The sequence below is a fragment of the Mesorhizobium sp. WSM4807 genome (genome assembly GCF_055811615.1).
The window spans coordinates 93379-105204 of the sequence record NZ_JBVVQY010000015.1; the positions used below are offsets into that span (position 1 = coordinate 93379).

The 11826-nt window shown below is 63.2% G+C and carries 11 protein-coding genes and 1 riboswitch; of the genes, 5 read left to right on the top strand and 6 right to left on the bottom strand.

The window, feature by feature from the left end:
- The first annotated feature begins 16 nt into the window (after nt 1-16).
- Nucleotides 17-553: a hypothetical protein gene (locus AC0L3N_RS20235; protein ID WP_473549211.1), complete on the top strand. Its 537-nt coding sequence runs from the start codon at nt 17-19 to the stop codon at nt 551-553.
- Here AC0L3N_RS20235 and AC0L3N_RS20240 read toward each other — a convergent pair.
- The 6 genes from AC0L3N_RS20240 to AC0L3N_RS20265 all read right to left on the bottom strand — a co-directional run bounded on the left by AC0L3N_RS20240 (nt 550) and on the right by AC0L3N_RS20265 (nt 7558).
- On the bottom strand, nt 550-1758 hold the full coding sequence (locus AC0L3N_RS20240; RefSeq protein ID WP_473549212.1) for an agmatinase family protein: 1209 nt from the start codon (nt 1756-1758) through the stop codon (nt 550-552). The genes AC0L3N_RS20235 and AC0L3N_RS20240 overlap by 4 nt on opposite strands.
- 12 nt (nt 1759-1770) lie before the next feature.
- Complete coding sequence (locus AC0L3N_RS20245; protein ID WP_473549213.1) at nt 1771-2580, bottom strand: ATP-binding cassette domain-containing protein; 810 nt, start codon at nt 2578-2580, stop codon at nt 1771-1773.
- Nucleotides 2577-3401: an ABC transporter permease gene (locus AC0L3N_RS20250; RefSeq protein ID WP_473549214.1), complete on the bottom strand. Its 825-nt coding sequence runs from the start codon at nt 3399-3401 to the stop codon at nt 2577-2579. Before AC0L3N_RS20250 ends, AC0L3N_RS20245 begins: the two co-directional genes overlap by 4 nt.
- An 85-nt stretch (nt 3402-3486) precedes the next feature.
- On the bottom strand, nt 3487-4551 hold the full coding sequence (locus AC0L3N_RS20255) for a putative urea ABC transporter substrate-binding protein (protein WP_473549215.1): 1065 nt from the start codon (nt 4549-4551) through the stop codon (nt 3487-3489).
- 100 nt (nt 4552-4651) lie between these two features.
- A riboswitch (guanidine-I (ykkC/yxkD leader) is annotated at nt 4652-4766 on the bottom strand.
- Nucleotides 4767-4975: 209 nt separating this feature from the next.
- Nucleotides 4976-6730, bottom strand: a complete 1755-nt coding sequence (locus AC0L3N_RS20260; RefSeq protein ID WP_473549216.1) for an adenylate/guanylate cyclase domain-containing protein — start codon at nt 6728-6730, stop codon at nt 4976-4978.
- A 138-nt stretch (nt 6731-6868) separates the two neighbouring features.
- Nucleotides 6869-7558: a GntR family transcriptional regulator gene (locus tag AC0L3N_RS20265; protein WP_473549217.1), complete on the bottom strand. Its 690-nt coding sequence runs from the start codon at nt 7556-7558 to the stop codon at nt 6869-6871.
- 298 nt (nt 7559-7856) lie between these two features.
- On the opposite strand from AC0L3N_RS20265, the gene AC0L3N_RS20270 reads away from it, so the two are divergent.
- The 4 genes from AC0L3N_RS20270 to biuH are packed head-to-tail and all read left to right on the top strand — an operon-like array spanning nt 7857 to nt 11820.
- Nucleotides 7857-8984 carry a BMP family ABC transporter substrate-binding protein gene (locus AC0L3N_RS20270; RefSeq protein ID WP_473549218.1) on the top strand — a complete coding sequence of 376 codons (1128 nt, stop codon included), beginning with the start codon at nt 7857-7859 and terminating at the stop codon, nt 8982-8984.
- Between the two features lie 58 nt (nt 8985-9042).
- Nucleotides 9043-10167, top strand: coding sequence for an ABC transporter permease (locus AC0L3N_RS20275; protein ID WP_473549285.1), 1125 nt, complete (start codon nt 9043-9045; stop codon nt 10165-10167).
- Nucleotides 10167-11093, top strand: coding sequence for an ABC transporter permease (locus tag AC0L3N_RS20280; RefSeq protein WP_473549219.1), 927 nt, complete (start codon nt 10167-10169; stop codon nt 11091-11093). Before AC0L3N_RS20275 ends, AC0L3N_RS20280 begins: the two co-directional genes overlap by 1 nt.
- A 25-nt stretch (nt 11094-11118) precedes the next feature.
- Complete coding sequence (gene biuH / locus AC0L3N_RS20285; protein WP_473549220.1) at nt 11119-11820, top strand: biuret amidohydrolase; 702 nt, start codon at nt 11119-11121, stop codon at nt 11818-11820.
- The last annotated feature ends 6 nt before the right edge of the window (nt 11821-11826 follow it).

Consider the following 11826-nt stretch of genomic DNA (forward strand, 5'->3'; position numbering starts at 1 on the left):
ACGGGTTCTGGTTTCAGTGGCCGGGAACGGCGAATTGCGAAGCGGCGGAACGGTCTGCAAGGGCGCGCGCCGCGGCGAAGCCGAGCGGCTTTTGCTCATTGCCATCGTGATAGATGAAAGCGAGGCGGCGGCGGTGCGATGTCAGGCGCGCCGGCAACGGGTGATAGGCGACGCCGGTGCCGCCGACGAGCGGCATGACCGCGCCGACGTCGACCAGATCCTCGGTCTCGACGCGAAGCAGATGAAGCCGCACGCCGTCTGCCGTCTCGCCGACAAAGGGTATGCCGGCCAGGCGCAGAAAGCTGGATGGGTCCGGCGCCCGCGCAAAGCCTTCGAGGAAGGCGGTTTCAACAAGGTCGAGGTCGACCGTCGCTGGATCGGCCGGCGGCTCGTGAGCCTGGTCCGGCAGATGCGGCGTCTGCCATTGCAGCGGCTTGCCCGCGGGCCCGTTGTGGCCGAGGACGTGCGGATGGTCATGATGGCCGTTCGGCCCGTGATGATGATGGCCATCGCCATGATCGTGACTGTGGTGGTGATCATCGTGCATGGTTAAAAACTCGCCGGTTTGTCGATGATGGATTTGTGCTTGCCGAGATTACCGTGGGCGACCATCGAGCCGAGCGCCTCGACGACGACCCGCACACCGAACAGCGCCGTAATGTCCGACGTGTCGTAAGGCGGCGAAACCTCGACCACTTCCAGTCCGCAAATGCCGGGTGCCGTCACCAATCCCAGAAGCTTGAGCGCCTCGCGCGGCAGGAAGCCGCCTGGCTCAGGCCAGCCCGTGCCGGGCACGAAGCCGCAATCGAGGCTGTCGACGTCGAAGGAGATGTAGACGGCGTCGGTGTCTTTCCATGCGAGTTCGAGCGCGATTTCCGCCGCCTTCTCGAGGCCCATCTGCTCGATGTCGGCAATGGTCAGCACGTTGGTGCCGCGTTTCCTCGCCTCGGCGACGCCGTAGCGGGGAACCTGCCAGCCGCCGATGCCGAGCTGCACGAGATTGGTCGCCGAGACGTTCGGCAGGTTGGTCGCCCAGTACCAGGGCGTGGTGTGCATGCGCTCGTCGAGATCCTTTTCCTGGATGTCGATATGGCGATCGAAATGGATGATGCCGATGCGTTTCGAGGTCACGTCGGCGATGCCGCGCACGCAAGGGAAACCGATCGAATGGTCGCCGCCCAGCATGATCGGCAGCGCGCCGGACGAGGCGACATGGCTGACGCCCTTGGTGATCTGGTCGAAGCTCTTTTCGAGATTGGCGGGAATGGTGAAGACGTCGCCGGCGTCGCACAGCGTCATCTGCTCGCGCAAATCGACGCCGAGCTCGTAATTGTACGGCGTGTAGAGCGCCGAGATGCGACGAATGCCTTGCGGCCCGAAGCGGGTTCCCGGCCGGTAGGTGGTGCCGCTGTCGAAAGGGATGCCGATGACGGCAGCATCATATTTGCCGACATCGCGGACGTTCTCGACATAGGGCGCCTTGAGAAAGGTGTTGATGCCGGCGAAATGCGGCAGCTCGCCGCGCGCGAATGTCGGGATCGATTTGTCGACGATCGACTCCGACCCCGGCAGGCCCATGTCGAGCGCCCATTGCTGCTCCTTGCGCCAGCCGCTTTCCGGCAGCTTGCCCTCGGCCTCGATCGATTTCCAGCCCTGCGTGCCGCGCGCGTCGAAATCGGGGTGGTGAAAGCGTTCCCTGGCCCCCCGGGTGACGAGGCCTGCGCGGCGGTGATTGCGTTCGGGGATATTTCTGGACATTCACGGTCTCCGTTACGACGCCGTCGTCGCCATTGCTGTTTCCGGTCGGGTCGTCCCGACGATCGCGGCCACCTTGGCCAAGTGATGAGAGGAAGCCCGGGTCTTGCGATCGAGCTTCAGATCGTAGGTGATCGTCGCGCCGTAAGCGGACGGGAACTGCGGATCGTGGCGCACCTTGTCGAAGACCAGCACGCGGGTGCCGAGCTTGAAGGCCTCGCCGATATCGTGGGTGACCATCACCACCGTCATGCCGTGCTCGGTCCAGAGCTCGGTCAGCAGGTCGTGCATCTCGACACGGATGCCGGGATCGAGCGCCCCGAACGGTTCGTCGAGAAGCAGGATCTGCGGACGGCCGAGCAAGGTCTGCGCAATTGCCAGCCGCTGCTGCATGCCGCCGGAAAGCGATGCCGGATAAAGGTCGCGCGCATGAGCGAGCCCGACGCGCGCCAGCATGGCCTCGGCCTCTTGCCTGGCGTTTCTGCGCCTGGCGCCGAAGACGCGGCCAAACGGCCCGCCCGAGCGAAAGTCTTCGACCAGCAGCAGGTTCTGGATGGCGGTCAGATGTGGAAACACCGAATAGCGCTGAAAGACAATGCCGCGCTGCGGCGTCAGCTCGGGCACGATCGGGCCATCGCCGACGATGACGACACCGCTGCTCTGCTGCTCCTGGCCGAGCAGAATGCGCAGGAATGTCGATTTTCCGCAGCCGCTGGCGCCGACCAGCGACAGGAATTCGCCGGCCTCGGCGGTGACGTTGACCCGCTCGAGCACGCGGGCATCGCCATAACTCTTTTCCAGCCCGTGAACGACGATGCGGCTCATCCGGTCTCCACTGGGTGCGCCCAAGGGGACACCGCTTGGGAAAGCCGCACCAGCAGCCAGTCGGTGATGACGGCAAGCAGCGTGATCCAGGCGACATAGGGCAGGATGACGTCCATCGAGAGATAGCGGCGGACGAGGAAGATGCGGTAACCCAGCCCTTCGGTCGAGGCGATGGCTTCGGCGGCGATCAGGAACAGCCAGGCCGGCCCGAGCGCCAGCCGCACGCAAGTGATGAGTCGCGGCATGACCTGCGGCAGCACCAGCCGCAAGATCATGGTCCAGCTGTTGCCGCCAAGTGTTTGCGCCTTGGCGACCAGTTCGGACGGCAATTCCAGCACCCGGTTGGCGATGTCGCGCACCATCACCGGCGCGACGCCAAGGGCAATCAGCGTGATCTTGGCCGTTTCGCCGAGGCCGAGCGCGATGAACAGGATCGGCAGCAGCGCCAGCGGTGGGATGACGCAGACGACCGTGACGAACGGCAGCAGGAACGCCCGCACCCGCGGGATGAAGCCAATGGCGATGCCGAGCGAAAGCGCGGCAAACGTGGCCACGCCCACGCCCGCGAGCAGCCTGAGGAGACTGGCATAGGTATCGACCCACAGGATGAGGTCGCCGGAGCGCTTGTCCGGAACCGTCGCCAGGTCAAGAAAGGCCGACCACATCTGTGCCGGCGAGGGCAGCAGCTTGTCGCTGGGATTGACCGCCAGTCGTTGCGCCGAAGCGATCAGATAGGCGATTGCCACGAACAAGAACGGCAAGCCGCCGAGGAACAAGGCGCCGCCGCGCGAGACCCTCGCATTGATCAAGCGAAGGCGCACCCTCGGCTTTGGCTGGCGAGGGCGCGTACCCTCCCCGCCCGTTTCCGAGACTGCATCCCTGGCACTCATTCCCTTGGCCAGCATGTCAGGGCGTTGCGGTGGCGGCCTCGGCCATGAAGGCTGGATCGAAACGCAGCTTGACGTTCTTGGCGTCGCCCAGCGTGGATCCGTCGGGAAAACTCATGCCGACCACGTCGACACTCGTGGCATTGGTGCCGAGGATACCGTGGCTGAACAGGAAGTTGCGGACCAGATCCATCGTCTTCGGCAATTCGGTGCCGTTGGTGAACTCGACCGCCTTGGCGGGGTCGAAGAACATTGCCGTCGAAGCGAGCTGCGCGTCGAAGCCCGCGAGGTCGGTACCGGACGCCTTGGCCATCTCCTCCTTGGCTGCCTTGCCTTCCGGCGTGTCGGAGGTCATCAGGTCCATCGCTTCGTACCACGCGCCTACAAGCGCCTTGCCCAGCGCCGGATTGTCCTTCAGCGTCTCGGTGTTGACGACCATCAAGTCGATGATCTCACCGGGAATCTGCGAGGAATCGAAAACCTTCTGCGCACCCGGCATGGCGACGATCTCGGAAACCAGCGGGTTCCAGGTAACGACCGAGGTGACGTCGCTGGTGCCGTAGGCGGCGACCATGTCGGCGTCGGACGTGTTGACGACGGTGATGTCCTTCTCGGCGAGCTTGACCGTGTCCAGCGCCCGCGCCAGCAGGTAATGCGAGACGGAGAGCTCGACGAGATTGACCTTCTGGCCGGCAATGTCGGCGAGCGCGGCCTTGTCCTTGAGGATCACGGCATCGTTGCCGTTGGAGAAGTCGCCGATGATCAAGGCGGTGGTGTCGACGCCGCCGCCTGCGGGGATCGACAGCGCGTCCATGTTGGTCATCGAACAGCCGTCGAAACCGCCGGCCGTATACTGGTTGATGCTTTCGACATAGTCGTTGATGCGGGTGATCTCGACATTGATGCCGTTTTTTTCAGCCCATTTCTTCATGATGCCGCTATCGGACAGATAGCCCCACGGCATCCAGCCGACATAGATCGACCAGCATATCTTGAAGTCTTTCTTGGGCGCCGCGTCGGCGGCGGAAACGATGGGAAGGCTGAGTGATGCGGCTAGGATGATTGCGGCCAGCTTGCGAAGCATTGCGTACCCCTGTTCGCGATCCGGATTGCGTCCGGACTTTATGTTGGGGCTTGCGGAGCGCGCATCCGGGAGAGGTTCGCGCCAGCAAACCCGTGCAGGGTTCTCCCGGGATTTTGGCCCGCCGTGTTCCGCCGGATGCCTCAGTGCATCCCTGGCGGTCGCATCTCTTGGACCAGCACCGCTTTGTCGCGGCCGGAACCCTAGACGCTCTGCACACCATCAACGAAGCAAGGAGCATGCCAAGCCGAATTGTGCCAAAAGGCCGGCATTTGTGGGAGCTGTGCGGCTTCGAGCATTCGCACGAGTGACGCGAAAATCATCGCATCGCCGACGGATTGGGCAGTTTGCCTGATTGCTAGTGGTTCCCGCTTGACATAAGAGTCCGACTGGAGATTCTCTTTGACGCGTGCGACTCGATGCCTACTCACTGGGGGAGCCCAGCGAGACGGAGGCTCTCAGCGAGGTATTGGACGTGCGGACCACGCTGGGCGGTTATCTCTAGCCAGGTCCTCACAGTAAAGCTTGGGCTTTCCGCCAGTATGCCTGCCACCACCCGTCGCGCTTCTTCAACTAGCCCGAGGCGAGCGTACGAGGCGGCGAGCACCCGCCGCACGAATGGAGGAGGTTCTGGATGTTCTCGCATGGCGCGGAGAGACCATTCCAATGCCATCTCGTGCCTTCTTGCCGCAAGGTGGCACTCAGCAATCGAGGCATGAAAAAGGTACAACAGCGGGTCCAACGGGCTCAATCGCATTGCCCTTTCCAACGAAGGGATCCCATCAAGTCCGATCCAGGAAGTCACCCAACCTTTTGCTGCCCAGGCCTGTGCGGAATTATGGTCGATTGCCAACGAGCGCTCGATCAGCTCGAGAGCATGTTCATGTTCGTGTACGACACTTGCGAGCGCCGTAGCGGATGCCCACAGTACGGCTGGATCTTCCATATCGAGCTTGAGCGCTTCCCTGGCAAACCGAACACACAACTCCTGCTGGTCGGGCCGCCAAGAACGCCAACCTGAATTCTTGCTGAACATCAAAGACCAGGCCGCCATCGCGTAAGCATACGCATAAGAAGGATCGACGGCGGTTGCTTTTTGAAGGAGATCGTGGGCGATTGCACTCCTTTCGGGCGACCCTGACCAGGCATGCGGCAGGGCACGCAGAACAAAGTCGTAAGCAGTCAAATCTTCGGTTCGCTTTCGCGACGTGCGATCGATTTCCGCTCGCTGAAGCTTCGGAGCGATCGCACCGACCACGCTCTGGGTCACCCCATCTTGCAGTTCGAATACGTCTTCGAGACTGCCATCGAAGCGATCAGCCCAGACATGATTCCCGCTTTCCGCCTCGATGAGCTGTCCCGTGATCCTGACCCGATTGCCCGCCTTGCGGACACTCCCTTCCAGCACGTAACGCACGCCGAGTTCGAGCCCGACCTGCTTCACATTGACCGCTTTGCCTTTGTAGGTGAAACTCGAATTCCGCGCGATCACGAAGAAGCTGCGCACCCGGGACAGCGCCGCTATGATGTCCTCCACCATGCCGTCGCTGAAATACTCCTGCTCCGGATCGCCGCTCATGTTAGTGAACGGCAGAACGGCAATCGACGGCTTGTCGGGAAGCGCCAAGGCAGGCCGCGCCATCGCCGCTTCGCGGTCCGGCCGCAGTCGGTAGATCCGCACCCGCTCGGCGATGTTCTTGAGTTGCTGCTCGCCGAGATCATCGAATCCGAGCTTCACCTTGCCCCGGACGTGGTTGAAGACAGTGCGAGAGACGACGATGCTCCCAGCATCAGCCAAGGCCTCGAGCCGAGCCGCGATGTTGACTCCATCACCATAGAGATCGCTGCCTTCGACCATCACGTCGCCCAGGTTGATTCCGACGCGCAGCACAATCCGGGAATCTTGGGGCACGTCGGCGTTGGCAGCTGCCATCGCGTTCTGGAGCTCGACCGCGCATTGGACAGCATTCACGGCGCTGGCAAATTCCACCAGCACCCCGTCACCCATCAGCTTGACGATGCGGCCATTATGCTTGGCGAGCAGTGGCTGTAGGATGTCTTTGCGACGGGACTTGATGGCAACAAGGGTCCCAGCCTCGTCCCGCTCCATGAGGCGGCTGTAGCCGACCACATCGGCTGCCAATATCGCAGCAAGGCGGCGTTGGACGCGTTCTTCTGCCATGTCATGCATCAGCCTTCGGAGGCCCACGGGACCGGGATTGTATTGGGGGCCACGCTGCGAGTCCATTGGGCGAGAGTCTGCGATGGGGTGGGTCGGAAAAAACGTCTTCCACATCGGGTACCAAGCGTCAGATTTTCACTACAAGGAAGACACTCCGAACGAATCCGCCGCCGGTTTCATCGGGTCAACCGCTGCAAAGACGGCGCTCGCCTCGCTGACGATGGAAACGTGATCCTTGGCTGCATGTCCTGCGGCAGCGCTGTCGCCGCGCATGATTGCGGTAACGATGACGTCATGCTCCTGCCAGGATTTGGCCAGGCGGCCCGGCAGCATGAACTGCGCGCGCCGGAACGGCGCCAGCCGGCTGCGTGTCATGACGGTCAGTTCATAGATGTGCTTGCTGTGCGCGCCGCGATAGAGCCGAGTGTGGAACTCGGTGTTGAAATACTCGTAGTCCTCCTCCGCACCCAACTGCACGAGGCGCGCCGATGCCTGGTGCTCGATTTCGAGCGCGCGGCGTTCGCCGGCGGTCATGCGCTCGGCCGAGAACCGCGCGCAGATCGCTTCAAGCTCGGCCATGCTCTCGAACATCGAGGCAAGATGCTCCTGCGTCACCACGGCGACGGTGGCGCCGCGGTTGGGCCGCCTTTCGACCAGCCCCATGGCGCTCAGCCGGCCAAGCGCCTCCCTGACGGGGGTGCGCGACACATCGAAACGGGCAGCCAGCGAGGCCTCGTCGAGCTTTTCGCCGGGGCGCAGGAAGCCGGTGACGATCCGGTCGCCGATCGCCCTCACCATCTGATCGACCGTCGTGCCCGACCTGATCAAGCTGCGCTTCCCCGACAATTCTCCTCCGTCCAGTCTTTTTCGCGGCCGTGCGGCAAGTGGCTCGCCGGAAGTTTCGACTCGGGCGCGCCCTCTATGCCTTTATTTTAATCTAGATGTCAAACTGGCTAATTGAAAGGCAAAAAGTGTATGCAATTGCCTTTCGCTTGAGCACGGCAAATCGGCACGCCAACTGATTTAATTGGATAAATTCCGACTTTTGAACTGGCACGGCGATTGCATGCACTTTTACGAGAAGGGAATTAATCGACCCGGAAAGGGTCCAACAGGGAGCATTCACATGACCGAGAGATTCATGCTTAGCCGCCGCGATCTGCTCAAGACCTCCGCCGCCGGAGCGGCGCTCGGCCTGGCCTCGGCGTCATTCCCGATCAGCAGGGCGTTCGCCGCTGCCGTCACCGTCGGCTTCATCTATGTCGGACCGAAGGACGACTACGGCTACAACCAGGCGCATGCCGAGGGTGCCGCCACATTGAAGGCCATCGAGGGCATCTCCGTGGTCGAGGAGGAGAACGTCCCCGAAACGGTCGATGTCCAGAAGTCGATGGAATCGATGATCAACCTCGACGGCGCCTCGCTGATCTTCCCGACCTCCTTCGGCTATTTCGATCCGCATATGCTGGCCATGTGTGAGAAATTCCCCGACATGCAGTTCCGCCATTGCGGCGGCATGTGGAACAAGGACAAGCATCCGATGAATGCCGGTTCCTATTTCGGCTATATCGGCATGGGCCAGTACCTCAACGGCGTCGCCGCCGGCCACGCCACCAAGACCAAGAAGATCGGCTTCGTCGCCGCAAAGCCCATTCCGCAGGTCCTGCTCAACATCAATTCCTTCCTGCTCGGCGCACGCTTGGTCGACCCGACCATCACCTGCCAGGTGATCTTCACCGGCGAATGGTCGCTGGCGGTCAAGGAGGCGGAAGCCACCAATGCACTGGTCGATCAGGGTGCCGACGTCATCACTTGCCATGTCGACAGCCCGAAAGTCGTGGTCGAAACGGCGGCGGGACGCGGCGCCTTCATCTGCGGCTACCATGCCAATCAGAGCCCGCTGGCGCCGGAAAAATATCTGACCGGCGCGGAATGGAACTGGGCGAAGGTCTACAAGATGTTCGTCGACGACCTCATGGCCGGCAAGCCGCTGCCCAATTTCACGCGCGGCGGACTGGCCGACGGCTTCGTCAAGATGAGCCCGCTCGGCCCCGCCGTCAGCGAGGCGGCGCGCGCCCAGTTCGACGGCACGCTCGCCGAAATGATGAAGGGCGGCTTTTCGGTGATCAAGGGGCCGTTGAAGAACAACAAGGGCGACGTCGTCGCAACCGAGGGCCAGACCTTCGTCGAAGCCGCGATCGAGTTGGAAAGCATGGACTATCTCGTCGAGGGTGTCGTCGGCTCGACCGCTTGAGCATGGATCGGAGACGGGGGCCATGGCAGACACCGTGAGCAGTGCGAGCGTGCCAGTGATGCTCGGCGCCCGGGGCTATCCGACGGCGCTCGAATGGATCGCCCGGCGGGCGGAGGCCTTCGTCATCCAGCTCGCGGCGCTGATCGTCGGCATGGCCTTGTTCAGCCTGTTCATCGCGCTGGTCGGCAAATCGCCAGCGCAGCTCTATGAAATGATGTGGCGCGGCGGCTTCGGCTCGTGGTTCTCGGTCCAGAACTCGCTGTCGCGGGCCGCACCCTTGCTGCTTGCGGCGCTCTGTGTGGCACTGCCGGCCCGGCTCGGCCTTGTCGTCATCGGCGGCGAAGGCGCGATCGTGCTGGGCGGCGTTGCCGCGGCTGCGATGGGCGTGGCCACCAGCGGTGCCCCCGCCTTTTTCGTTATTCTAGCCATGGGCGTGGCGGGCCTGGCCGCCGGCGGCATCTGGATCGGTGCCGTCGGCGCGCTACGCCACTACCGTGCCGTCAACGAAACCATATCGAGCCTTTTGATGGCCTATATCGCCATCGCCCTGATGAACCATCTGGTGGAAGGGCCGCTGCGCGATCCTGCCTCGCTCAACAAACCGTCGACCGAGCCGCTGGCGGAGGCCTACCGCATCGGCAATATTCCGGGCATGGACGTGCATTGGGGTCTGGTCGTCGGCGTTATCGCCTGCATTCTGTCCTGGCTGCTGATCGAAAAGACCCGCTGGGGGTTCGCCGCTCGCATCGCCGGCGGCAATGTCAGGGCAGCCCAGGTGCAGGGACTTGCCGTCGGACCGCTGATCGTCGGCTTCACCGCGCTGGCCGGCGGCTTCGCCGGCCTCGCCGGCATGCTGGAAGTCGCCGCCGTGCAAGGCAGCGCCAACGCCTCGCTCGCCGCCGGCTATGGGTATACCGGTATCCTGGTCGCCTTCCTCGCCCGCCACAATCCGCTCGCCATCATCCCGGTCGCCTTCCTGCTTGGCGGCATCGACGCCTCCGGCGGGCTGATCCAGCGCCGCATGGACCTGCCCGACGCCACCGTGCTGGTGCTGCAGGGCATGCTCTTCGTCGTCATCCTGTTCAGCGAAACCTTCTACGGCCGCTTCAAGGCCTTCAATCCCGACCTCTGGCAGAGGGGTGATCTCTTGAAGGGGCCCGATCTCTTGAAGGGGATTGCCTGATGGACTCGACCGAGATCGGCTTCTGGGGCGTTCCGCTCGCCATGCTCGGCGGCGCCATCCGCGTGTCGACGCCCTTCATCTTCGTGTCGCTGGGCGAAGCCATCACCGAGCGTTCGGGGCGCATCAATCTCGGTCTCGAAGGCACGCTGGTGTTCGGCGCGATGACCGCCTATGCCGTCGCGGTGATGACCGGCTCGCCATGGCTCGGTCTGCTGGCCGCCGCCGCCGCCGGTCTTTGTTTCGGCCTGTTCCACGGCTGGATCTGCAAATTCCGTGGGGTTAACGACATTGCCATCGGCATTGCGCTGATGCTGTTCGGCTCGGGTCTCGCCTTCTTCTTCGGCAAACCGTTCATCCAACCCTCGGCGCCCGACCTGCCGGCCATCCCTTTTGGCGGCTGGTCCGACGTTCCGCAGGTGCAGGCGGCGCTCAACGTCAATGTGCTGTTCCTGATCGGCGCAGCACTTGCCGTGTTCCTGTGGTGGGCTTTCCGCAACACCCGCGCCGGCCTGATCCTGCGCGTGGTCGGCGACAGTTCCGACGCCGCGCGCGCCATGGGCCTCAACCCGAATACGGTGCGCCTCATCGCCACCGGTATCGGCGGCGCGCTGGCCGGCATCGGCGGCGCTTATCTGTCGCTCTACTATCCCGGCAGTTGGACCGAAGGCATTTCGTCGGGACAGGGGCTGATGGCGGTGGCGCTGGTCATCTTCGCGCGCTGGAACCCGCTCGGCTGCTTTGCCGCCGCGCTGCTGTTCGGCGGCGCCGGCGCGCTCGGGCCGGCGCTGCAATCGGTCGGCGTCACGCAAGGCTACTATCTGTTCTACGCCGCACCCTACATTCTCACCCTCGTCATCATGATCGCCACCTCGTCGCCGAGCCGTTCGCTGGCCGGCGCGCCGGGCGAACTGTCGATCACCAAATGACGTTTCCAGACTGGAGTTTTTCTCAATGAACGCCAGAGCCGAGGTCACGCAACGCTACATCGATGCCGATCCCTATCCATGGCCCTACAATGGCGAGCTTCGGCCCGACAACACGGCGCTGATCATCATCGACATGCAGACCGATTTCTGCGGGCCGGGCGGCTATGTCGATCATATGGGCTACGATCTCTCGCTGGTGCGGGCGCCGATCGAACCGATCAGTTCCGTGCTGTCTGCCATGCGGGCGAAGGGCTACACCATTATTCATACGCGCGAGGGCCACCGACCCGATCTCGCCGACCTGCCAGCCAACAAACGCTGGCGTTCGCGCCGTATCAATGCCGGCATCGGCGATCCCGGACCCTGCGGGCGCATCCTGGTGCGCGGCGAGCCGGGCTGGGACATCATCCCCGACCTTTATCCGGCCGAAGGCGAGCCGATCATCGACAAGCCGGGAAAGGGCTCGTTCTGCGCCACCGACCTGGAGCTGATCCTCAACCAGCGCGGCATCGAAAACATCGTGCTGACCGGCATCACCACCGACGTCTGCGTGCACACGACGATGCGCGAAGCCAACGACCGCGGCTTCGAATGCGTGATGCTGGAGGATTGTTGCGGGGCGACCGACTACGGCAACCATCTCGCCGCGATCAAGATGATCAAGATGCAAGGCGGCGTGTTCGGCGCGGTGTCCAATTCGGCGTCCTTCGTCGCCCAGTTGCCATGAGGGTGT

Coding starts and splice junctions, on each gene's coding strand:
- AC0L3N_RS20255 (WP_473549215.1), bottom strand. CDS start 4,551: ATGCTTCGCAAGCTGGCCGCAATCATCCTAGCCGCATCACTCAGCCTT.
- AC0L3N_RS20270 (WP_473549218.1), top strand. CDS start 7,857: ATGACCGAGAGATTCATGCTTAGCCGCCGCGATCTGCTCAAGACCTCC.
- AC0L3N_RS20275 (WP_473549285.1), top strand. CDS start 9,043: ATGCTCGGCGCCCGGGGCTATCCGACGGCGCTCGAATGGATCGCCCGG.
- biuH (WP_473549220.1), top strand. CDS start 11,119: ATGAACGCCAGAGCCGAGGTCACGCAACGCTACATCGATGCCGATCCC.
- AC0L3N_RS20245 (WP_473549213.1), bottom strand. CDS start 2,580: ATGAGCCGCATCGTCGTTCACGGGCTGGAAAAGAGTTATGGCGATGCC.
- AC0L3N_RS20240 (WP_473549212.1), bottom strand. CDS start 1,758: ATGTCCAGAAATATCCCCGAACGCAATCACCGCCGCGCAGGCCTCGTC.
- AC0L3N_RS20260 (WP_473549216.1), bottom strand. CDS start 6,730: ATGGCAGAAGAACGCGTCCAACGCCGCCTTGCTGCGATATTGGCAGCC.
- AC0L3N_RS20280 (WP_473549219.1), top strand. CDS start 10,167: ATGGACTCGACCGAGATCGGCTTCTGGGGCGTTCCGCTCGCCATGCTC.